Source organism: Psychrobacillus antarcticus, from assembly GCF_029533155.1.
Classification (GTDB): domain Bacteria; phylum Bacillota; class Bacilli; order Bacillales_A; family Planococcaceae; genus Psychrobacillus; species Psychrobacillus antarcticus.
In genome coordinates, this window is record NZ_JAIZDB010000044.1 from 1 (window position 1) to 23,044 (window position 23,044).

The window sequence follows — 23,044 nt, forward strand, 5'->3', positions numbered from 1 at the left end:
TGGTAAAAACATGTTAAAATTCAATTGCACACATCTCCAATCTCTACTTGTTTCTCGACAATTCAAGTATAAAAGATTTGGAAGATGTCGTGCATTTTTTTATGCACTAAATTTTTTGTAGACCCCAACATTTATTGTAGAGCCAAAATTTGTAAGTTATTACGTCTTAATTTTTTCTTTTCTCTAGCATCCTCAAATAACCAATCGGATACCATTAGACCCCATTTTTCCTTATACATCATACCTTTTCGTGGCTTAATGATGGAAGATGGTAGCTCGTTTTCATCTGCATACTTTTTAGCGGTTCTCCAATTAATATTAAGCGCCTTTGCAATCGCATCGATCGATAAACCTTTTTCATTTCGTAAGTGTTTGATACAATTAATATCGGACATTGTTAGCATCCTTCCTAACCTCCATCTGTTTTGAGTTCGCACTTTAACAGTAGAGGTTGACTTGGGTGGCTGGCAAGTCCTTTTTTATTTACATGATTTTCTCATGCAGAACTCTGTACAAATTCATTGCAAAGTTCTGTACTTTCATTATGCATTACACAACCCCTTTTTGGTAATTAAAAAGAGCACCCAATGGATGCCCCTACTTTTGATTATTTTATCTTCGTATGAATTTCTTTAACTTAAAATTCCATTCACCTTCATCTGGCCCATTAAAATCTTTCACCATAAATGGACCTGAAAAAACCGTCTTTTCTTTTTCTTTTTTTAAAGTGTGTTTTTTGACCATCAATGCATCTTGTTGAAGTTTTTCAAAAAGATCAGCAACCGAACTGTCGGACGTGGCTACATGGATAAACGCATATCCATTGGCATACCTTTTCCGTGAGGAGTGGCTTCAGCCTTTGTTCTGCCGACTACACCTGAGCATCAGACCCCATAATCTGTCCATTATGACGCATGCAGGAAACTTAATGGGATAGTTTCAAAATACATAGTTTTGTCATTCCTATCCTCGGTTATAATGTTGGGATTTCCGAAGAAACCCCTTGTATTTTCACACATTAATGCTTATAACAAAACTTGTCGCGCTGCTGCTTTAGTTCAATAAGAAAATGGCATTACTCTTTCTTGAAGTAGTGCACCCGTTAGTTTAAGTACAATACTTCACAATCTTTTTTACGCCTTGTTCAAAATGCTTCCAAACCTTTGTTGTAACTTACTTACAAAGAACTTGCATAAAAACGTGTATAAATAATTTTCATAGGAAAAGCCACAAAATGTTGATTTAACTATATATTGTGGTCTTTTAATGTACTCCTAAACTTTGATTTGGGAATGTTATTTTGAGTAGATTTGTATAAATAATTATGCTATTAACTTTTGAGCCTTTCTATTTGTATTTTTTATTCCGCTATATAAGAAATACAAACAAAGTGTCACTAACATAGCTATAAGAGCAGGCATCCATAACTGTATATTATTTGGGCTATAATGTTTTGTTTGAAAGGCTTTTTCCACTTCATTTAAATAGTGTCTAGTGTATTCAAATTGAACAATATACCCGTCTTTTTCCATTGCCATTGTGCCAATATCATAGTCGGTAGGTGTAATCTTCTCCGTTATTAATTGTCCATTCTCATAGGTAGCCTTGGCCTTCTCATAAGGTAATGGATAAATTACTTTCGGCTTACTGTAATCAGCGGATAAAGGCTCCAGCCCTGTTGTACTAAAAGCAGCAATGTATTTAATCTGATTCTGATAATCAGTTGAAACCTTTTGTAGACCAGAAGTTCCTTCACCAGCTAGGTTTTCAAACGCTGCTTTCATAATGTTTTGTTGTTCCTGTTCAATCTTTTCTTGATGTTTGAAATCATTTGCTAAATCTTTTGTATCTATAAAGCCTTTTCCTATGAGGATGATCGTAATAACGACAGTAAGTACGGTCATCCATTCTAATATTTTTGAAAAACCACGATAAGATTTAAAAATATGATTCATTTTTTCGAATGGTTGTTTTTGTTGTATGGCTATTTTGTTTACTTCGACTTGTTCAACCTCAAATTCCTTGAGCATTTGAGCATGGATTTGCTTACATTGTTTACAAGTTGAAAGATGCTGTTCTACCAATGTGTTACTTGTTGGGCTGCATAAACCGTCTATATACATGGGTAATAAGTCTTTTACGATTTCACAATTATTCACTTTGTTTAACCTCCTCTTGTAATTTCACTTTAGCTCTGTAAAATGTGACTCTTGCCCAATTTTCATTTTTCCCTAAAATCCCGCCTATTTCTTGAAAACTAAGACCACCTAATAGACGCAAATGGAGTATTTCTCGGTACGGTTCTTTTAATCGATGAATATAACGGTATAGTTGAATCTTGTCCTCTTGCGCCACTAATAATTGCTCAATAGAAGGACCATTTTGTAGTTCTGAAAATTTCGGTTGCTTCACTTGTTTATCAACGTATTGATAATATGTATGTTTTGCGATTTGACATAGCCAAACAGATATTTTACACGAACCATTAAAGCGGTCTATAGAATGAATCGCTTTGTAAAATGTTTCTTGTGTTAACTCCTCAGCTACATCTGTATCCCTACATAATGTCATCAAATATTTGAAAACAAGTTCAAAATTTTCTTCATATATTTCAGTTAAATGCCCCACATCCTTCCTCCCTTCACTTATATATCTAAAAATAACGAAGAACGTTACAACTATTTAAAATAATTTTATCATTCGTTACAAAATAAAATTTTAGTATTTTTTAAAATAAGTAAAGTTCCCAAAGCGTCGTTTCGTAACCCACAATATGGCCTTATAATTGAATAAAGCACTTTTCTTATTCAAGAAAAGCGCCCTATTGTTTAACATATCGACTATCGAGATAATCTGTCTTTTGGGCAATATCCAAATTTATTTACATTTCTACTTCAACTAAACTGCGACTTTAGTGAAAATAAGAAAAAAGAGTTGCCTAAGCAACCAAATGATTTTTACTAAAGCACACCGTTAGTTTAAGTACATTATTTCACAATCTTATTTATATCAGTAAAGCGTTTCTGCATTATGCAGAAACGCTTTACTTCAGTTTTATTATGTATTAAATCGTGTTCCATTTAGTGCTTCAATATAACGGGTTGCAGATTTTTGTACCCTTTGTCGGGCTTCTTCTTTAATGATACGATGAAACGCGTCATATAAACGAGTAAACTTCAGTTCTATTACCCTTGTCGAAATCCTTTCAACAGTAGATCCAGGAAGAGGAATAAAATTCGCATAGCTGTACATAAAACTTACCCATTGACGGTCAGCTACGACCCGAATGATATCTCCAGTTAGTAAAATCCCGCTCTCGTTGCCGCCATTTTTCCATTCTAAAATAGAGCCACCTTTATAATGACCGCCAACTCTCTGTATGATGATTCCTTCTTCTAATTCAAGTGACTCACCAGACCAAAAAACTATCCGTTCACTTGGTCTTGTAATCCATTCTTTATCGTCTTCATGAATGTAAATGGGAGCATTAAAAGCTTCAGCCCATTCTACTTGACTAGAATAATAATGGGGATGAGACAAAGCTAACGCATCAATTCCACCTAAGGCTTCAATTTCTCTAATCGTATTTTCATCGATATAAGAAATACAATCCCATAACAAATTAAAGTTCTTATCTTTTATAAAATAGGCAGTTTGTCCAATTCCAAAACTTGGACTAGTGGTTATGCTATAAAGTCCTTCTTCTTCGAAATTGATAGTATTTTTATATGTACCATCTTTAATCATAGATTCTAATGTTGTCCATGTTTGCCCATTAGAACTTATATATTGTCTTTCTTCACCGCAAATTTTACATTCCTTTGGTTTCTCAATAGAATTTTCATACTGTACCCCGCACGTCTGACAAATATAGTTATTCAAAATAATCCCTCTTCCCAAAAAATTCACCTTAATTTATGTTCTCTGAAATCTCTCACAATTAATTTTAACATTATAAATGATGGGCTACTCTAAGACTTTTGAATGAAAATAAATCGAATTGTTTGATTTTGATTCTTAAGTTGTCCATAAGAACTTAAAGGCTAATGTTACCATTAGCCCTCCAAGACTCGCTACGAGTGAATGGCTAGTTCTTTCTCGACGGGAATCCCACCCGCTATATGATACGACCTAGGCTCGGCCGCACAAGAACCCGTTAGTTTAAGTGAAACTTTTCACATTTTTTCGTAAAGCTTATTTGAAGGGGCAATCCTTCAGCCAATTTTCCATGGCTTTTGGGACAGCCCCTCTAATCCTTTAACTAATAGAAAACCTGTTCAATTTTGCCTCAGTACCAAGCATGACAACGTTAAGCTCATTCCCTCGGCTATCTTGTCCCCTTCTGAAATAGAGACTGCGTAAAAAATTCTTGCTGTTCACGCGAGCAATCACCTGACCGCGACTTCTCGGCAAATTGCAGCATTGCGCTAAGCCGCTAATCCAATCAGTGATTTCATGATGTGGGAGTAACTCTTTGTCAATCATCGTATCCACGATGTTGACAAACCGCTCATCATCCTCATCGCTAAAAATGTGTCTACCATTATGAAGCATGCCAGAAATAGCGACAAGAACCGCACGCAGCATTGCGACGCTGCTTTCCTCGCACTGCACCAGCTCGGCAAAAACGTCCGCACCGTGAGACGCGCTGTGAGCCCAGCCTCCAACTGAAAGATAACCTCGCAGATCCTTCTCCTTTTTATAATAACGAAGCATTGCATGCATTAATTGCTCAATTTCCGATTGATTGAAAAATGGATTCTTTCTGTGGCTTTGCACAATCAAAGCGATAGGCAAGGCAGAGAACGTCCTTGTAAAAACTGACTGATCATCCTCGCTGCCAATATTATAGAACAAATGGTTCTCATCAGTCAGAACAGTTAAGAGACTACGCAACTCCTCTCCACTGAACCTATTCTCTTCCTTAATCCACATATAAAACATCGGATAAATCAGATTATCCCGTAATTCTGGCTGAGGATCGCCAATATATTGAAGTAACAAAGGTAAGAAATCTTGATGCTGCTCACCTTCGCATAACTGATACTCATCCTTCTCAATTCTTTGCAAATCCAGCATCAATTTGGTCCTTGTATCGCTCATTTCCCCATCTCCTTCAACATAAACATAATCTCCTCTATAACAACTTCTGGCTCATCATGATGAATATAATGTCCACTTCGACTAGCAATCCGGTACTTGCTTGACGTTGATATCCATTGGAATTCTGCTTGGAGTCTTTGCTCAATTTCCAATATTTCTTGAGATGGCCATCCCTCTTCAACATTGTCAGGTAAACCTCTTGTAATAATTGCGAGAGGGAGGTTACTTTGCTTTGTATGATCAACAATTTGCTTATAGCTTTGTATTTTATCAATCTTCTCACTATTCAACATAGGATTCTCGTAATATTCCCTATTTCTTGCAAGCAGATTTTCGGGTAGAACCTTTTCATAGGCAAGTTCTTTATATTCCGGTGCAGCGTCAACCAAAACCATACCATAGATGTTCAGTGGATAAAGGCTGGCATATAATCTGGCGACCAAACCACCAAAAGAATGTCCCACCAATATATAGGGTTTCTCCACTTCAAGTGCTAGCAACAATTCGTTGAGCTCCTCGACTAGATCATAGCAAGTCGTCGGCACGGATGCGACTTGACTTCTGCCAATACCCGACCTGTTATAGGATAAGGTTGATGTTTTTTGCGATATTCGGTCTTGGACTTTTTTCCATGTCTCATAGCTATCGCCTAACCCTGCTATGAAGATTACGCTTTGAATACTGTTACGTGAATTTTTTTTGAATAGTCTGCGGTTATCATAGATATCAATTATCTTTTTATTTTGTATATTCACTTTTAATCACCTAGCTCAATTATAAGCTTCACACTATTAATATTTCCATAGTAATTGGATTATTATATAGTTTTGCGAACCTTCCCATTTTTTTGTAACTTCAGCTGAAACCACTCCAAAAGAAATCTGTAGAATACCAATTGATAATTTGCTTACTTCCAAGGTTTTTGTCGTTTTGAACCATTTAACACTGGATCGCCGAAATCTACTTGATGTTCTGTACATAAAAATAGACCATCGAATGATAGTCTTGTTCTGCTAAAGCACACCGTTATTGTAATAAGAAAGGACCAAAGAATGGTCCTTTCTTATGGAAATATTCTATCGACCTATCACTCGGTTACATTTTTTATAACTGCCATTTCCTTGCCGAACCTATCACCATTATCAATAAATCCCAAACTCGAGTATAAATTATGTGCTCCTAAGTTTTCAGGGTGATAGCCTACAACAATCTTTTTTGCATTCGGTAATTTAGCCATTTCTGAAATCATTAATTTGGTTGCAGCTTTACCTATACCCTTGCCTTGGTATTCCTCATCCACCATTATTCTATAAACCCAATAACCATCAAGTTCTTCTTGAACAGAATTGTACATCAAAAAGCCAACTATTTTATCTTCAACATAAATAGCATATGGCTTTAATGTAGGCTCAAACTTTGACTGAGCAATTGATATAGCATTGGGCTCCATGTATTCTTTTTGTTCTGTTGATACCTCTAATTCGCAACATTTGTACCAGTTTTCTGCATTTAATTCTACGATTTCCACATTTTCTATACTCATAATTTTCCCCTTTCAAAATTCGGGGAAACGCTAAGCAACTTTGTTAAGTAGTCGTTATCCCCTTGTAGTCATTAATAATATTAATTCTTTTATTTGTCATAATGAACGCCTCCTCTAACAACTATTGACTAAAAATGATATCAATTAATTTTCAGACTTTTTAATTATACTATCTTTACCCATTTAATTCCCTCTTAAAATAATTTAACTTTCTTATTCATACAGATAGGTAAGCTTTTGAAGTTATCGCCAGCTTTTCCCACCGTTCACACTGTACGTGCGACTTTCACCGCATACTGCGTTCCAACTAAACCAGTTTATTCTTTCTATGTATAAGTAGACGAGTGCTATTTTTCCAAAATTAGATTATTTCATTGTTACATTTCAGTCGTAAGTTGTTTACTTTTTCTATTTGCTTATTTGAAAGCTTTACAGCATTTAAGAACTTTTCAATTTTTGCTTTATCTTTCAAATGTTTTGAAATTGCAATTGGAACAACTCCTGCCAATGACTCTCGACTACAAACAATTCCTCTTTGTGATGAACACTGTATGTTAATTGCCGCTCGAGATTCAGTTTTCTCCAAACGTATGGAGGACAGGCGTTTTGTAGATGGAAACTCCGAGAATAAGAAAATTCATTATCTGAAATTGCAAATGAGCAGTTTATCCTTCTGAACCAAAAATATAATACTCGAGCTCATTTTGATCAATCAACTCAAGAAGCAGGTATCTCACCTACAATTCCCATCGTAGTAAATAGTCCTGATATGGCACTTGGATTGCCTAAAAAAGGATTAGGCGTAACAATTTCGCCAATGATTATTACAAACCGAATGGACCTGTGTGATTGAAATGAAGAGTTAGCATATTTCTTGTTAGAAGGAAGCGGTATGACTCGAAACTTCTATTTATCCTATGATAAAACTTCGTATCTCTCCGCCGCACATATAAACTTTATTAAGTTGATAGAGAAGTATTTTGGCACGGCTTCTTTACTGAAAAATACATAAGTTTATTTCTTAACAAAGATTATATGGGAGTCTATAAACAGAAATTGAAAATAATTTACTCCAGTTGCAATACTTTAAAATTAGTTATAAAAAAACTGCAACTTTAATTGTTAGATTGTATCTAACAATGGGACACAGTTTGCATGTTGCTTTGAGTGTACAAGGACAGTATATTTTTGTATTTATTATTTTGTCGCGAAAAAAACTCCTCACGAATGAATCAACTGTAACTATCACACGCAGAAAATTCGTTAGAAGGTGGGATTTATTTGGCCTCTGGAATAAATATATTAATTCATTATTGGGTTAAAATATAGCTATTTGTATTTTGTTACAATCAGTAGCACAAATGAAACACTTAGAATAATAGTCCCTACTACCCCTATCCAACCTACATGTTCCCAAGCCAGCCCAGCACAATCCCTTTTATAGTTGTCGATGCATCCGAAACATCTTTTCGGCCAAATGCGTCGTAAACTCTTCGTCAGTTACTAGTTCTGATAAATCTAATTCATCCTTATGAATCGCATTCTCTTGTAACTCTCTTAATGCTTCATAACTTCGACTTTGTAAGTAATTAAAATAATCACTTGGAGGCTTCACTCCTGCTTTCCATCCATCGAACGCGTCATACTCTGATTTTATATGACAAAACGATTACAATTAGATGAAGTTCGTGTAAAGTCAATAGTTAATAAATTAATAAAAGTATTTATTCCAAACATTAAAAGTGTTATAGTATGACTGATTAGTAGGAATGTTTTACATCAGAGGTCTGCTCTCTAAAAATGGTGGTGTTTTTATATGACAATAAAAGTAGATCATCGTCCTTTATATCTTCAAGTGATTGATCGTATCAAAGAAGACATTGAAAATGGCATATTCAAGGAAAAGGAAAAACTTCCTTCTGAATTTGAATTAGCAAAATCACTAGGCGTTAGTCGTGCAACTTTAAGAGAAGCTCTACGTTTATTGGAAGAAGAAAATGTAATTGTCAGACGACATGGAGTTGGGACATTTGTCAATTCAAAGCCTGTTTTTACTTCGGGCATTGAACAGCTTACAAGTGTGTCCTCCATGATTAGAAGCGTCGGTATGGAACCTGGTACTATTTATTTGAGTTCTATGAAATCGCTTCCAACTGAAGAAGACATTAAGCGCTTCCAATGTAAAGATGAGCAATCGATTATTTCAATGGAACGAGTCCGTACTGCAAATGGAGAACCAGTTGTGTATTGTGTCGATAAAGTTCCAAAGAATTACTTGCCTAATGATTTTCTCATTAGAGAAGAAGGCTCTATTTTTACTGCATTGGAGGAATCTGGAGACATACGTGTATCTCATGCGGTCGCGTTTATAGACCCTGTTGGATACCATGAAGTTGCTTCACCGACATTGAATTGTGAACCGGAAACTTCTTTGCTTGTGTTAAAACAACTTCATTATGACGAAAACGATCGTGTGGTTTTGTATTCGAAAAATTATTTTCGAGCAGATAAATTTAGCTTTCATGTTGTTCGAAAAAGGGTGTAAAATAGTTTAAATTCCTGCTAATAATAAAATTAACGGAGGTTTTCATTTTGACAAAACGTAAATTTGGTTTAGGTCTATCACTTGTATTAGCTGCCGGTACTATCCTTGGAGCTTGTGGCACAAAAGACGAAGAAACAAAAACATCAACAGGTTCAGAAGGCACAGATGCTGAAACTACAGAAACAAAAGATTTCTCAATCGCTATGGTAACGGACGTTGGTGGAGTAGATGATAAATCTTTCAACCAATTAGCATGGGAAGGTATTGAAGCATTCGGTAAAGAAAATGGCCTTGAAAAAGGTGACGGTGGCTATGATTACCTTCAATCTGCATCAGACGCTGATTATATGACAAACTTAAACAGCTTAGTACGTCGTGATTTCGATGTAGTTTATGGAATCGGTTTCTTAATGGAACAACCAATTGGTACTATTGCAGACCAACAACCAGAAGCACAACTAGCTATCATCGACGCTATTGTTGATAAACCAAATGTTGCTTCTGTAATGTTTAAAGAGCAAGAAGGTTCTTTCTTAGCGGGTGTTGCAGCTGCATTGATGTCTGAATCGAAACAGATTGGTTTCGTTGGTGGAATGGAAATTCCAGTTATCAAACGTTTCCATGCAGGTTTTGTTGAAGGTGTAAAAGCTGTAGATCCAAGCATCAAGGTAGATGTTCAATATACAGGTAAATTTGATGATGCAGCTCTTGGTAAAACAACTGCTAACCGTATGTATTCTTCAGGCATTGATGTTATCTTCCACGCAGCTGGTGGTACTGGTAACGGTGTATTCGCGGAAGCTAAAGAACGTAAAACAAAAGATGCTAATGCAAACGTATGGGTAATCGGAGTTGACTCTGACCAATACGAAGAAGGTGCTGTTGGTGATACTAACATTACACTTACTTCCATGCAAAAACGTGTAGACGTTGCAGTACAAACAATTGCAAAAGAAGCAATGGCTGGAAACTTCCCTGGTGGGAAAACAGTAACTTATGGTTTAGCAGAAAAAGGGGTACAGCTTGCTGACTCCCGCGGAGCTATCCCACAAGATATTCTAGACCAAATCGAAGAATTCTCTAAAAAAATCACTGATGGCGAAATCACTGTTCCTGAAACAGTAGAATAATTTGTTTTTCTAACATCATAAAGGCCGATACTTATCGGTCTTTATGATGTTTTAATTAATAGAAGAAATATATTAAAAATTTAAAGTATTCATTAAATTTTATAGGCCACTGTAATGCGATTAAAATTTTATCTGCAACTGGTTCGAGACCAGTCGGGATCGGTACAAATAGTTCAATAAATTGTATTTCTTAGCTCAGCACTATCAAAACTGTATGATAAGTTTTTGCTACGTTCTCCATCAGCATATTCAATATCAATCTGATAATCTATCTTCATTGTTCCCCCCCCCCTCTTTCAACCACAATTCGGCATGAGAAGAAGAGAATCCTTCTAAGCTTTCAATTTATTGATACGGCGCTTTATGTTCCAAAGTTGAAATTATTTTTCACTCCATAATAGTATTTACGTTTATTATCGATATTAATAAGTAAGTCTATTTTGGAGGGAATTATATTGAAATGTCCTAAATGTTCTGTACCGTTACAAACTTAAAAAGATGGCTCACTAGCATTTCACCAATTGAATTCAAATATAATGGTGATTGCCTTAAGTGTAAAACTACAGCTATTTGGTTTGAATGGTTCAATAAGTATTAATGATGAGCGGCTTAATACTGCGCTCATCTTAAATTAACAAAAATAACGCTGACTTATGCTGCGTCAATTGTTCCTAATATTTAGTATTCATTTCGATCTGTTCCCATTTCAAAGAATCACAGTAATTGGTAACATCTTTATTCGATTCATTAAAGGATTTATAGCAGAGTCTTGTAATTCGAATTAATTCCTCTGTATTTTCGTTAGTTTCTCTAATTAACCTTAAGTAATATTCTATTTAAGGATTTTATGTAAACTAAAATACAGGCAATACAGAGGTCACTTGTCTTTCGAATTTTTTACCTCATATATAGTAAATTCCGATGATATGTACACTTAATTTAACCAGCGGTAGTCCCTCTTAAAATGCTGTTAATATAATTTCTTTTCTACTCATGGATTGCCTCTTTGTTTGGTAAGCTTTATAGTCTACTTATTGCAAGTAATTAAGGAGGATTTACATGACTACATGGATACTCGCAGTAGATGATGATTTACATATGCTGAATTTTGTTTCAACCGAACTTCGCCATAGTGGTTATGAAGTAATCGAAGCAGGATCAGGAGAGCAAGCATTAGTGTGCTTAAATTCCAAGAAGGTAGATTTAGCGATAGTTGATGTCATGATGCCGGGCATTGATGGATTTGAACTTACAAGAATATTGAGAAAAGACTATGATCTTCCAGTCATCTTGCTTACGGCTCGTCATCATATCGAGGATAAAGAGCGTGGGTTCTTAGCCGGATCTGACGATTACCTGGTCAAACCTTTTGATTCAAAAGAATTGATGTACCGAGTCAAAGCTATTTTGCGGAGATATGATCACCCTGTGGAAGACACATTGACCATTGGTTCCTTAACCATTGATTTCAAAAGCTACGAAGTGCGATCGGACCAAGGAATTCTACTCATCCCTCTTAAGGAATTTGAATTGCTGGCACTTCTTGCATCCAAGCCTAGACAAGTGTTGAGCCGGGATTTGATGATTGAACGTATTTGGGGAATTGATTTCCAAGGGGATGAACAAACAGTAAACGTTCACATCAAACGGCTGCGCCAACGCTTGGAACGTTTCGCTCCAGATGTGCAGATAATCACTGTCCGAGGAGTAGGCTATAAACTTGAGGGGAACCCATGAGTCTTTACGTAAAATTTATTTGGTTTACTTTTGCGACAATGCTCGCCAGCAGCTTCATCTCTTTTTTTGGGATGAACACCTATTACCACCAATATTTGAAAGCAGAGAATAATGACAAAAACCTGGCTATTGCCACTTCGATTACCGAATATTTGGAAGGTGTATCACCGGATAAAATTGAAGCCACACTTCATATGCTGGGAGATGTTGGTTACCAGCTGTATGTCACAGATGGAAACACTGTGACTCGTTACGGCGGGGAGTTCAGGGACGAATCGATTGATGAGGCGGACATTCAGGACGTTCTTCAGGGAGATATCTTTAACGGGATACGGGATTTGCCACGGGAAACTTTTGTCACCGGATTTTTCGCCAATAAGCTGGAAAATTCCGTCGGTGTTCCTTTGAAATTGAGCGGTGAAAACCATGCGCTCTTTTTGCGGCCAGATATTAAGCTTCTTTTCCAGGAACTTCACCTCTTATTCGGTGGATTGGCAGTCGGCATCATTTTATTAAGTTTTATCGGAATGCTGTTAGTAGCACGTTTATTGATTCAACCGATCACCAAATTAACGGAAGCGACAGAAAAAATGGGTACGGAAAGCTTTGATGTACCCCTTTCTATTAATAGAAAAGATGAAATTGGCCGTTTGGCCGATCAATTTGTCACAATGCGCAACCGGATTGAGCAATCGACTTTAAAACGTAAAGAATTTGTTCACAATGTATCCCATGATATCCAATCACCCCTGCATACGATTCAAAGCTATTTGTCTCTTCTTCAAAAGAACGGAAGCAACAAGGAAGAAAAAAAACAATACGCTGCCATCATCCAGGAAGAAACGACACGTCTGTCTCTTTTGGCCAATCAATTACTCACGTTAGCTTCATTCGATAAAAAAGCGATCGATCTTGTTGAAGAGATTGCCGTTGACGAACAAGTACGGGACATCCTGTCCCGTTTGCGCTACGCCTTTGATGAAAAAGAGCTCGGGGTCTCGGCTCAATTGGAAGCCGTTAAAGTAAAAGGAAACGCCCTCCTTCTTCAAACAGTCTGGGAAAATCTACTGACCAACGCGATTAAATACAGTGAGATAGGAGGCGAAATTGAACTCCAGTTAAGCTCTACAGCGACTGATGTTTCAATAAAAGTTAGGGATGACGGTATCGGCATGACGGCGGAAGAAACTTCCCGTGCATTTGATCGCTTTTATCGAGCGGACCAGGCACGGGTGCGTTCAGTGAAAGGCTCTGGTTTAGGTTTGGCTATTGTGAAAGAGGTTGTCGAGTTGCATAAAGGTACGATTGAAATCCAAAGTGTCCCTAAAGTCGGGACAACCGTACAGGTAAAATTACCTACTCGTTAATACGCCGTTCTTCTGTTCATGCAGTCCTTCTAAACTGAAAAACACAATAAGTTTTCAGGGAGAAGGATTGATGAAACAACAATTCATGTCTAGTTTCTGGCAGATTCGTGTAGCTGCCATGTTCGGTTTGATCGGTGCTGCCATGTGTGCACACATGGCAGGCGCTGGCTCTTATCAACTTCGTCCGATTCACGCGCATATTTTAGTGGTGGGTTGGCTCAACTTATTTTCTTGGGGTGTATATAATCACCTCTCTCACATCCTCACTCATAAATTTGCGGCGCTTCATGTTTTCAAGACGCTAATTGGAGCAATCGGGTTGACCAACAGCATGTGAATCGAGTTTTTAAAGCCCTTTCCTTTGCCTATCATGGTGACTTTGCTGGTTTACATTATCGGCGGTTTCATTTTACTCATCGGTTTCATCCTTTTTTCTTTACGACATTCTGAATACAAGCATAAGAAGAGAACTAAGCAGAAGTCCACCGCCTGAGAGTAATATGCGGTAGGCTTCTTTTTTCATTCACTTTTTTAATTTGTTGACAGGAGCTGGATTTTTTTGTTTTCTTTCGAAATGTAACGGCTCGTTCATCTTCCGTTCATCTAAGCCATATAAACTGAGGGTATTAAAGAAATGGAGGCTTACAGATGAACATTGCATGGAAAGAAATAAAAAAAAGCAAAGTAAGATTTATGATTCTGGGCTCAATCGTCTTTCTAGTCAGTTTTTTGACATTCATCATTTCAGGTCTTGCGAATGGGTTGTCCCAGGACAATGCAGCATTGATTAAAAACTTGCCGGATGGTCAATTTTATATGAATGAAGACGCAGAAGAAACGTATAACCTTTCGCTGATTGACCCCAGTATCCAGGAGAAGGTTTTAAGCAAACAAGAACAGGCTGCTGCGCTATCCATTCAAATGGGCTTCTTGAATGATGATGAAGACAAGCAACGCAGTGTGGCATTTGTCACTTCAACGGACTCGACGTTATTTGAAAACGTTAAAGAAGGTGAAATTGTCCTGGATCGCTCTTTGGAAGAAGAAGGGTTAAAAGTCGGCGACACGCTGACCAACAACCAATTCAGCGGCAAATTTGTCGTGAAAGGATTTGTCGATCAGCAAAAGTACAGCCATGCCCCTGTCGCCTTTATCAATATGGAAAACTACAAAGAGATGCACAGGGTAAACGAAATGCAATTATTATTCATCCCCGCTGGCAATGAATTCCCAGCTATTAAAGGATTGCAATCGTTTTCGAATAGCGAGTTCCTCAATACGATTCCTAGTTACAGTGCAGAACAACTATCTCTCAACATGATTGTCTGGTTTCTCATCGTGATTAGCGGGCTGTTGTTCGCCATTTTCTTCTACATGATGAATGTACAAAAAATCGGATTGTACGGAATTCTAAAAGCAATCGGTGTGAAGACGAGTACTTTATTTAAAATGATGTGGACGCAGATGCTGTTTATCACCGTCATTGCGCTCGCATTATCGATTGCACTCAGCCAGAGTTTCAACTTTATCGCACCCGACGGAATGCCTTTCAGCTTAACGGCAGTGACAACGGTCCAATTATCCATCGTTTTCCTCGTCATTGGTTTTGTTGGTGCTACCCTATCAGGCATCCAAATCAAAAAAGTCGAACCACTACAAGCGATTCAACAAGGAGAAGTGTAACATGACAATTTTCACGATTAATGACGTGAGAAAAACGTTTATAACTGGCGAAGTGGCAGAAGAAATATTAAAAGGAATTGACCTTTCTCTTCAACAAGGCGAGATTACAGCACTAGTAGGTGCTTCGGGATCTGGTAAAAGTACTCTACTGACAATCGCGGCAGGACTTCAACCGGCATCGGACGGTCAAATCACGTTCAATGGAAGAAATATGACGGACATGAGCCAAGAACAAATTCGAAAAGTTCGTGCAAGTGAGTTTGGTTTTGTTTTTCAGTCTGCGCATCTTGTACCTTTTCTTACAGTGGAAGAACAGTTGATTCTAATGCTTGAAGTGTCGCAATCGAAATTAAAAAAAGGCCAGCAAAAAAAGGAAATTGGCCATATTTTGAAACTGATTGATATGGAACACCGAAAAAACGCTTACCCGGCTTCTTTGTCTGGTGGTGAAAGACAACGGGTAGCGATTGCCCGGGCCATCATTCATAAACCCAAAATACTTTTTGCAGACGAACCAACTGCTAGCTTGGATTCAAAACGGTCAAAAGATGTCATGGAGTTGATCCGTAATTTAACTAAAACCCTGAATATTACAACCTTGATGGTTACACATGATGAGGAAATGCTTGCATATGCTGATCATATCATTACGATGAAAGATGGCTTGGTCGAATAATGAGAAACATCCTTCTCTTGATTTTTCACCCTAAAGCATTCGTAAAAGTAGGCGTATGGGAATCAAAAAGAAGAGAAGCAACTCAATTATGAAATAGATAAAACATATTGAATTTCAAATCCCTTTCTGTTAAGTTATATTGTATAAATTATAATCAGTGACGAGAAAGAGTAGGAAAAGAATCTTGTTCTCTAGAGAGTCAACGTTTGGTGAAAGTTGATGGATAAATATTTTCTGAAAATCATCTCCGAGATGCAAAGCTGAAAATAGTAAGATTTGCCGAATTTCCACCATTATATGGAATACGTATGATTGTACGTTGTCTGAGTGCCGGATTGTTCTTTTTTAATGGAACTTGCGGAATATGGGTTGTATCGCGAGCATAAACTCGTCCCTATTTAGGGGCGAGTTTTTTTATGCAAAAAATTAGAAAAGAGACGGCTCATGAAAATATGACACAGTATTTGTTGGAGTGATTTCCCCCTTTCCCTCTGTCAACCGACCACTACGCTATACAACATTTTATAAATCCTGAATAGATGGCCATTTTAGACTCTATGGAAGCACCTAATCATGTATAAAATTACTTCCAAAACTCCCCCTTTTTCTTTTTTGGTTCTTCGGCAGAAGCGATGGCATACACTCATCTACTGGAATGCAACCATGATTTGTAATCCAACCTATATTCAACTTTTCAAGAGATTCTATTGGGATAAATTCTTTCTTGATGATATAAACATCTTCACCATTTGTTGTGCCTTTGCACATCCTTTTCACTCCTTCAAATAATGTGTCTTCAGCGTCGTATTACTATCCAATCGGATCAATTAATTTTCCTTAGTTAAATGCCCTAGTACTTTTTTAAATTTTGAATACGCTATTAATAACTGAAGGTTCATCGTTCCGCTCTGTCTGTACCTCCAGTGGTTTTAAAATATTTCCTTAAAACCAAATAAATGTATCAGAACAATATCCATTATCGACATAGAATGTACTATCTCAAATATAGGAGGTGTATTATATGGGTCAAGAGGTTGGTGGTTACGGAAATAACGGTTCAGGATTCGCTTTGATTGTTGTATTGTTTATTCTTTTAATTATTATTGGCGCAAGTTTCTTAGGTTCCGGTGATGGTGGCGGCTACGGCGGCGGTTACTGTTGATGACAAGGCTTAAAACAGTAAAATAGAGCACTTTCTGAGGCAGGTTTTCGACCTGTCTTTTTAACTTTTTGCAGGTACATAATCTGGTGTGTCAATTGAAAACACTTTAATTACTTCCATGTTCATTCTCCTTTCCAAATGTTCAGCCGATATCTGCATACCAATTGCTATAAAGGTAATATGTAGTCGGTTTTTCGTTGAATATTATCTGAAAATAGAAAAATGACCAACTCAATTAGGAGAAGGTCGCTTTTAAAGAAGGGAAGATACAAATAGGGAAATTCTTTTTAATTAACAATTTTTCTGTAAGTAGGTACAGCGGACAAATTATACCCATGGCTAAAAAGTGATGTTGGCAAAGCTAAAACTCTCTCTCTTAATTTACATCATATTTGTTTAGTACTTCATAAAACTTGCTCCCACAATAATAAGTAAGATAAACAACACTACAATCAATACAAAGCTAGATCCGTTATTACTGTAGCTGTTGTAGTCGCCTCCATTATAACCAGACATCTTATATCTCCTCCTTTCCATTTATTATTTATAGATTATGCAGAGATTATTGAGCGACTAAGGTAATCCATCTTGTCATTAAAAATTTTATTTGGATCTTTCTGTGATTCCTTTAAACAAAACATCTATCAAATAAAAAAAGCCCCACTTCTTCAACAGTGAGGCCCCAATCGAAATAAATTAAGATTGTATGAGAAGTACGAAGGGAGATCTTCGGCATCTCATAGTTTAATTTTAACCGATTAACTTAGAAAACAAACTGGTAATTATATCAATATAGTTTTCCGCTTCAATTTTGTCTGTAATTCATCTATTTGACGTGCTAAAGGCAGCAAAGCATTCCATACATATATTGATTCACTTCACGAAAAGAATTTTTACCATCAGTAATACCTAGTTTCATAGCTCACTCCATCCACCTCTTTCTTTTTTTATCCAAATGCTTTAACGAGACCATTCACATGTCGCTGTGCTTGATCCATCAATAAATTCTTCTTGCTTTAGTAATGCAGCATCGGAAGAATTATCGATAAACCACACTCAGTTAATATAGAAGGCATTTTAGTATTTCTCAACACCTGATAATCTGCTTTTTTCTTTCCCTGGTTTTTCATGTTGCCTCCTTATTTTTTGATACAGAAAAAGAGCACCCACTTGGAATGCTCTCGATGTTAACTATTTATCATTTTACCGTCGTAGTCTTTTCTTTAGTTTAATACTCCATTCGCCAATTTCTGATCCGTCACAATCTTTTACCATAAAAGGACCGGAAAAAACCGTTGTTCCACTTTCTTTTTTAAATGTCAGCTTTTTCACCATCGATTTATCTTGTAAACGTTGTTCGAAAAGATTTGCAACTGTGTTATCTGACGTGACAACATGGATAAACTGTCCACTTTCAGTATAAAGCCCTTCGCCCACAACAGTTTCTATTTCATCTGAGCATTCGATAAACTTGTTCACATAAAATCCTCCCTCTTTCATCTATAATTCGACAAAAGAAGAGGGGATTCCTTTTAACTTTCCAAAATTCACTAAGACGCTTTATGTTCCTAATATTCATCTAAAGAACACCTTATCTATATTATACCTTGCTTTAAAATCCCATTGCACCTTTCGCTCGCAGTCCCATAGAGCCATTTGAAACACTACCTAAACCTGCTGCATCGATAGACTGAATTAAATGAGCACCGGCAACAGCAGTCATAGTGATTGTTGAACCAGTCCCACGACCTACTACAAATGCTGAACTGTAAACAATACTGCCATCAATTATAGTGGATCCAGATGTACTTAAATTTGCACCTGCGACTAATCCTTGTAATGCCAGATTCTGCGCCATCAACGGAATTACAGATGGAGTTTGACCAATTTTTGATGTAATGGTTTGACCATTAAAATCGTATTGACTAACCTTTGATTCTATTTATCCGGCTTGAATGTTAATGGACGATTCAGCACCTAGCATCCGAGAATCCATGTTAGTTACTTTTAGAGTAATTTCACTAGCCTTCACATTAATAGCTGCCACTTCATTTGTAACACGATTATTGACAGAGATACTGATGTAGCCCCTTCTTCAGTTCGAGATAGACGGTCATCTTACCAGTACATAGCGCCATCTTTAATGACAGCCACAAAATAGATAATTGGTATATTCATTTGGTGTACTCCTTACACCCTTTTAAGTTTTGATTCGCACGAATATGCGAGGGGTGCTGCACAACGTACTGAAGACCATTACACTTGATCAATGTCGCAACACCCTTCTTTTCCTTGATAATTTCCACTGGAACAAAGTTAGATGTGATCATGTTAAAAACTGTGATTCTTGTATACTCGAAAATCTTCAGTGATTGCGATTTTGCTCACTCCTTTAGTACGTTATTTTATGAAACTCTTGAAAATAAGTAGTTTTAAGACTCCAAATTTATATCTCTTTGTTATTTTTGGACAAATTGTACAATCTCTTTTCATGGCGACATCATACTTTATAAAGGTAAGGCTAGATTCTAATAGCCAGGAAAGGAGGTCTTGAATATGAGTTCGAGTTGTACAGTATGTAATAAGCTTGACTGTAGAAAACATAATCAGTCTACCGAGAGTATTAGAGATTCAAATGAGAATGATAGAAATCGATGTAAAGGTTGCATTTGTGACCAATTAAGACGATTACAAACACAGACTGAAGTCGATGTTTTTTTATCCGGTGGCCAAGTCTTAGAAGATGTTATCTTTATTACCTTTGATCGGAATAATTGCTGTGCTTTCTTTAATGATCCAGAAACTGAACCTGGTTCAACACTTATCGTAGATTGCCAAGACATTCAAGCTATACGAATAGAAGCAGACTGAGTTGTAAGGGATCTCTTTCTTCATGAAAGAGGTCTCTATCTTTATCACTTCAAACCTAAGTAATGTATTATTCTTGAGACTGTCATGAATAATCCTCTTTTACTAAATATTTTATGAAAAATGAATTGAATCCTGACTGATGGCCACTTTAATAAAAGTATCATTTGGGTTTTTTCTATAATGAAAAGAAAACAGAGGTATAGTGTATTTGAATATTACTTTCTATAGGATGTTATACTGTTAAATTGAATGTCAAGAAAGTATTCTACTGTTACAGGCTTTCAAAAAGATTCTAGCAGGATCTTTGATGGAAAGACTGAAAGATATTTTCTTATGGAGGATATTTCCGATCGATATTCATTGATCATAGTTTAGTTTATAATGGCTCACTAGCCAAAATATCATTTGTAATTTCAAAAAATTTTTAAAGGAATTACTTTAGAAATCGTTGAGGAGGAAAAAAGAGAATGAAAAGAGTTTATTTAGCTAGCCCATTTTTTAACGATAAAGAGATTGAATATTTAGAACAGGTCGAGAAAATTTTAGAGGAAAAGGAATTGAAGGTATTCTCGCCATTCAGAAATCCTATGGCCGAACAGACTCAAGTTGGTTCACGTCAATGGTCAATCGAAACTTTTATGAATGACATTAAGTACATTAAGTGGTCTGAAATCGTTGTAGGTATTTATCATGGTAATTATTCTGATAGTGGAACAGCATGGGAACTTGGTTATGCTTATGCTACTGATAAGCCTGTTGTTTTAGTTCATGTTGGTGAAAATAGTAATCTAATGGTGCATGAAGGATCCCACGCAAATATCACTTTGGAAGAACTTAAAGATTACGATTTTGAGCAACTAGTTAGTTCTTTCTATTCAGGTGAAATGCTATAAGTGATAAAGTAGGATAAGAAAATTGCTTCCAAATGTTAAAAATTCGAGAAAAAAGATGTTGAATAGTATGAGTCTATTGGTGTGCAAATTTAAGAGTTAACAACAATTTTCATCCTCAATCCTAAATGGTTTACCCTACATATAACCGAAATGGCAAGTATTAATAAAGGAACAGGTTGAATTAAAAGAACATAAAAAATGAGCTGGAGTATGTGTATGTTCTCCATGCTCATTTTTTATGTTTTTTTTACTAGTCATATACAATAACATTTATCGAAAAATCAAACCATACCTTTAACATAGCCTAAAATGCTATATTATCTAAATCAACGTAGTTAGAGACATCTTAATAAGACTAACTGCAGTAACTGTTTTGGTTTCGTGTAGTGTTCCTCCTCATACTTGACCTTGTGAAAAACTATTTCAAATCTCTCCTCAATTATCCATATGAATGGTTTTGGTAACTAAATACTGAATAGACATCCTGCTATTGTAATAATAAAACTAGTTTAACCTTTGATGGTGTTTCATGTTTTCACTTTAAAATCTTCTGTATAAGATGGTCAAGTCCCCAGCTTTGTTTTAAAAATAAAAAGCCTTGAGAGGCATTAAGCACAATCAAGGTAATAGAAAGTTTTTTAAACTATTAAATTATTTTTATTGTGCTCTATATGAAAACCTCAGTAATAATAAATACAATTAGCTGTTACTATCACTTTCTTCTATGAATTCTAAAAATGAATCTTGCAGTTCTCCTTCAGTATCAATAGAATCAAGCAGTAATTTAGGTTCAAACGAACAATCTTTTAAAGTTGAACTTCCATCAAATACTCCTAGCATGTTTGAAATGGTATCAATCATGGTTTGTTCAATTATCCTCATTAATATATCTTTATTTTCATTAGTTAAACTATCGTGAAAAGCAATATTATTTTTCCAATAATCATCTGTTTTAGAAGTCACATCTGTAGTTTCATACAAGTTTTTGTATAGTTGAAGGTTCTCTTTAACTATCGACCTATATAGTGATTTAACAAAAATCTCATTCATTTTATTTTCTCATTTCTGGATACATTTTTTGTGGCTAATTGTACAATCAAGTTAGCCATAATATAAACTTTAACTACAAAGCTTAAGAAATAAACACCATTTACCTTTGCACTTGTAACTGCTAGTACAGTCCAGTACCACTTAATTGCAGCAAGGTCTTAACGACATACCTTTTGCCAAGCTCCTCGTCAACAAAACTCTTTTCGTCAAATATCTGGCCCCTCTCTCTAAAAAAGGTGAACCATTTGCCGTCTTCCATATTATAATGAAAACCTTCGTCCTGCGAACCCTTGCTCGTCGACTTATTTTGGGGAGGACCATGAATAGAAATATATTCATATACTTCCTCATTATTTACTGTAAATACTTCGGAGTATTTACGAGTTCTCATATCTTGCACACCCAAAGTTTCACAAGCAAAGACCAAGGCATTTCCATAAAGTAGAGTTTGTATTTGAGTTTCTTTATCAACTAAATCTCCAAACTTCTTTTTTGGTGCATTATTAATCCAGTGACGTTCTGGTAACGCACTTTCATCAAACAAGCCCCGAAGATGCGTAATAGCCTCATTCCAAGTATAAAACACTGTAAAATGATATGGCATTTGTCCCTCTTCCTTCCACACCGCCCATTGGCCGTCAGTAAGTTCCGTCACAAACCAAAAGTCATCATTTTCAGTATAGAATATGGCATAGGAATTTTTCTGTACTTCCTTCCATGTGGGATAGCCCAACAATGATGCAAACTCTGTTGCAAACGGCCCATAATCTCTAGAAAAAAATTTTTTAAAGTATTTCCCAACCATATTAACAATCCTCATTTCTCTGTTATGAAGTATCGCTTTTTAATAGAGTTTAGTATATCAATAAAATGGATCAAGGTGAAAAATCGAGGATATTTTTTCTTCAAAATAGATACACATCTATGAATATAATGGAGAAGAATTGGAACCCAATGCTATCATGACAACTATGGTATACGAGTAACTTATGATAATGTGTATATATTAACAGATTTCTAAAAACGTCCCCTCTAATTCACACACGATATTGCATCTGCTTTATTTTGCAATATACAATGTACACGAGTGATAGGGAGATAGAATATTTCCATAAGAAAAACCGGGCAAAAAACCGTTGTAACCGTCAAGTGAAAACATACAGTTTTTGCTCGTTTGAAATGAACACTTTTGCTTAAAATACATGCTGCCTGTTTTTCATGCGATAGCTATCGCCCTCCATGTGAATAACCTCCACACGGTGTAATAAACGATCTAAAATGGCA

The 23,044-nt window shown here is 36.3% G+C and carries 27 protein-coding genes and 1 other annotated feature; of the genes, 11 read left to right on the forward strand and 16 right to left on the reverse strand.

Features of this window, described 5'->3' with window-relative positions:
• Positions 1-131: 131 nt before the first annotated feature.
• The 7 genes from LDK52_RS18510 to LDK52_RS18540 form a co-directional block, all read right to left on the reverse strand.
• Positions 132-404 (reverse strand): hypothetical protein, encoded by a 273-nt coding sequence (locus LDK52_RS18510; protein ID WP_277587401.1) that lies wholly within the window; start codon positions 402-404, stop codon positions 132-134.
• 918 nt (positions 405-1,322) lie between these two features.
• On the reverse strand, positions 1,323-2,159 hold the full coding sequence (locus LDK52_RS18515) for a zf-HC2 domain-containing protein (protein ID WP_277587402.1): 837 nt from the start codon (positions 2,157-2,159) through the stop codon (positions 1,323-1,325).
• Positions 2,152-2,628 carry an RNA polymerase sigma factor gene (locus LDK52_RS18520; RefSeq protein WP_277587403.1) on the reverse strand — a complete coding sequence of 159 codons (477 nt, stop codon included), beginning with the start codon at positions 2,626-2,628 and terminating at the stop codon, positions 2,152-2,154. The genes LDK52_RS18515 and LDK52_RS18520 overlap by 8 nt, the downstream gene beginning before the upstream one ends.
• Positions 2,629-3,057: 429 nt before the next feature.
• The gene (locus LDK52_RS18525; RefSeq protein WP_277587423.1) at positions 3,058-3,885 is read right to left on the reverse strand and encodes an MBL fold metallo-hydrolase; all 828 of its coding nucleotides are present in this window, start codon (positions 3,883-3,885) and stop codon (positions 3,058-3,060) included.
• A 372-nt stretch (positions 3,886-4,257) separates the two neighbouring features.
• The gene (locus tag LDK52_RS18530; protein ID WP_277587404.1) at positions 4,258-5,103 is read right to left on the reverse strand and encodes a DUF2785 domain-containing protein; all 846 of its coding nucleotides are present in this window, start codon (positions 5,101-5,103) and stop codon (positions 4,258-4,260) included.
• Complete coding sequence (locus tag LDK52_RS18535) at positions 5,100-5,858, reverse strand: alpha/beta fold hydrolase (protein WP_277587405.1); 759 nt, start codon at positions 5,856-5,858, stop codon at positions 5,100-5,102. The genes LDK52_RS18530 and LDK52_RS18535 overlap by 4 nt, the downstream gene beginning before the upstream one ends.
• Before the next feature lie 332 nt (positions 5,859-6,190).
• Positions 6,191-6,646: a GNAT family N-acetyltransferase gene (locus LDK52_RS18540; RefSeq protein ID WP_277587406.1), complete on the reverse strand. Its 456-nt coding sequence runs from the start codon at positions 6,644-6,646 to the stop codon at positions 6,191-6,193.
• 649 nt (positions 6,647-7,295) lie between these two features.
• Here LDK52_RS18540 and LDK52_RS20155 point away from each other — a divergent pair.
• Complete coding sequence (locus LDK52_RS20155; RefSeq protein WP_407081835.1) at positions 7,296-7,499, forward strand: LysR substrate-binding domain-containing protein; 204 nt, start codon at positions 7,296-7,298, stop codon at positions 7,497-7,499.
• A 585-nt stretch (positions 7,500-8,084) separates the two neighbouring features.
• Here the strand turns inward: LDK52_RS20155 and LDK52_RS18545 are convergent.
• The gene (locus LDK52_RS18545; protein ID WP_277587407.1) at positions 8,085-8,261 is read right to left on the reverse strand and encodes a hypothetical protein; all 177 of its coding nucleotides are present in this window, start codon (positions 8,259-8,261) and stop codon (positions 8,085-8,087) included.
• Positions 8,262-8,462: 201 nt separating this feature from the next.
• Here LDK52_RS18545 and LDK52_RS18550 point away from each other — a divergent pair, with 201 nt between their 5' ends.
• From LDK52_RS18550 to LDK52_RS18580, 7 genes are all read left to right on the forward strand, one after another.
• The gene (locus tag LDK52_RS18550) at positions 8,463-9,191 is read left to right on the forward strand and encodes a GntR family transcriptional regulator (protein ID WP_277587408.1); all 729 of its coding nucleotides are present in this window, start codon (positions 8,463-8,465) and stop codon (positions 9,189-9,191) included.
• Positions 9,192-9,238: 47 nt separating this feature from the next.
• Entirely contained in the window at positions 9,239-10,321 is a 1,083-nt protein-coding gene (locus LDK52_RS18555) for a BMP family lipoprotein (protein ID WP_277587409.1), read from the forward strand.
• 1,059 nt (positions 10,322-11,380) lie between these two features.
• Positions 11,381-12,058: a response regulator transcription factor gene (locus tag LDK52_RS18560; protein WP_277587410.1), complete on the forward strand. Its 678-nt coding sequence runs from the start codon at positions 11,381-11,383 to the stop codon at positions 12,056-12,058.
• Positions 12,055-13,425 carry a sensor histidine kinase gene (locus LDK52_RS18565; RefSeq protein WP_277587411.1) on the forward strand — a complete coding sequence of 457 codons (1,371 nt, stop codon included), beginning with the start codon at positions 12,055-12,057 and terminating at the stop codon, positions 13,423-13,425. The genes LDK52_RS18560 and LDK52_RS18565 overlap by 4 nt, the downstream gene beginning before the upstream one ends.
• A 70-nt stretch (positions 13,426-13,495) precedes the next feature.
• Positions 13,496-13,762, forward strand: a complete 267-nt coding sequence (locus tag LDK52_RS20040; RefSeq protein WP_320415374.1) for a hypothetical protein — start codon at positions 13,496-13,498, stop codon at positions 13,760-13,762.
• 311 nt (positions 13,763-14,073) lie between these two features.
• Positions 14,074-15,108 (forward strand): ABC transporter permease, encoded by a 1,035-nt coding sequence (locus LDK52_RS18575; protein WP_277587412.1) that lies wholly within the window; start codon positions 14,074-14,076, stop codon positions 15,106-15,108.
• A gap of 1 nt (position 15,109) precedes the next feature.
• Positions 15,110-15,784, forward strand: coding sequence for an ABC transporter ATP-binding protein (locus LDK52_RS18580; protein WP_277587413.1), 675 nt, complete (start codon positions 15,110-15,112; stop codon positions 15,782-15,784).
• 148 nt (positions 15,785-15,932) lie between these two features.
• Positions 15,933-16,183, forward strand: a binding site (T-box leader).
• A 168-nt stretch (positions 16,184-16,351) separates the two neighbouring features.
• Here LDK52_RS18580 and LDK52_RS18585 read toward each other — a convergent pair.
• Complete coding sequence (locus tag LDK52_RS18585) at positions 16,352-16,552, reverse strand: hypothetical protein (RefSeq protein ID WP_277587414.1); 201 nt, start codon at positions 16,550-16,552, stop codon at positions 16,352-16,354.
• 253 nt (positions 16,553-16,805) lie between these two features.
• Here LDK52_RS18585 and LDK52_RS18590 point away from each other — a divergent pair, with 253 nt between their 5' ends.
• The gene (locus tag LDK52_RS18590) at positions 16,806-16,946 is read left to right on the forward strand and encodes a YjcZ family sporulation protein (RefSeq protein WP_277587415.1); all 141 of its coding nucleotides are present in this window, start codon (positions 16,806-16,808) and stop codon (positions 16,944-16,946) included.
• A gap of 396 nt (positions 16,947-17,342) precedes the next feature.
• On the opposite strand, the gene LDK52_RS18595 is transcribed toward LDK52_RS18590, so the two are convergent.
• The 4 genes from LDK52_RS18595 to LDK52_RS18610 form a co-directional block, all read right to left on the reverse strand.
• Positions 17,343-17,462, reverse strand: a complete 120-nt coding sequence (locus LDK52_RS18595; protein WP_277587416.1) for a YjcZ family sporulation protein — start codon at positions 17,460-17,462, stop codon at positions 17,343-17,345.
• A gap of 500 nt (positions 17,463-17,962) precedes the next feature.
• The gene (locus LDK52_RS18600; protein WP_277587417.1) at positions 17,963-18,076 is read right to left on the reverse strand and encodes an N-acetylmuramoyl-L-alanine amidase; all 114 of its coding nucleotides are present in this window, start codon (positions 18,074-18,076) and stop codon (positions 17,963-17,965) included.
• 73 nt (positions 18,077-18,149) lie between these two features.
• On the reverse strand, positions 18,150-18,425 hold the full coding sequence (locus LDK52_RS18605; protein WP_277587418.1) for a hypothetical protein: 276 nt from the start codon (positions 18,423-18,425) through the stop codon (positions 18,150-18,152).
• A 133-nt stretch (positions 18,426-18,558) separates the two neighbouring features.
• Complete coding sequence (locus tag LDK52_RS18610; RefSeq protein WP_277587419.1) at positions 18,559-18,804, reverse strand: hypothetical protein; 246 nt, start codon at positions 18,802-18,804, stop codon at positions 18,559-18,561.
• 764 nt (positions 18,805-19,568) lie between these two features.
• Between LDK52_RS18610 and LDK52_RS18615 the strand changes: the two genes are divergently transcribed.
• Both LDK52_RS18615 and LDK52_RS18620 read left to right on the forward strand, forming a co-directional pair.
• A complete protein-coding gene (locus tag LDK52_RS18615; RefSeq protein WP_277587424.1) occupies positions 19,569-19,817 on the forward strand; it encodes a hydrolase in 249 nt (82 codons plus the stop codon).
• A gap of 467 nt (positions 19,818-20,284) precedes the next feature.
• The gene (locus LDK52_RS18620; protein ID WP_277587420.1) at positions 20,285-20,710 is read left to right on the forward strand and encodes a nucleoside 2-deoxyribosyltransferase; all 426 of its coding nucleotides are present in this window, start codon (positions 20,285-20,287) and stop codon (positions 20,708-20,710) included.
• Between the two features lie 699 nt (positions 20,711-21,409).
• Here LDK52_RS18620 and LDK52_RS18625 read toward each other — a convergent pair.
• The 3 genes from LDK52_RS18625 to LDK52_RS18635 form a co-directional block, all read right to left on the reverse strand.
• Positions 21,410-21,760: a transposase gene (locus tag LDK52_RS18625; RefSeq protein ID WP_277587421.1), complete on the reverse strand. Its 351-nt coding sequence runs from the start codon at positions 21,758-21,760 to the stop codon at positions 21,410-21,412.
• A 121-nt stretch (positions 21,761-21,881) separates the two neighbouring features.
• Positions 21,882-22,565, reverse strand: a complete 684-nt coding sequence (locus tag LDK52_RS18630) for a hypothetical protein (RefSeq protein WP_277587422.1) — start codon at positions 22,563-22,565, stop codon at positions 21,882-21,884.
• A gap of 388 nt (positions 22,566-22,953) precedes the next feature.
• Positions 22,954-23,044: ATP-binding protein (locus LDK52_RS18635; protein ID WP_277587425.1), on the reverse strand; the 91-nt coding region annotated here is incomplete at its 5' end.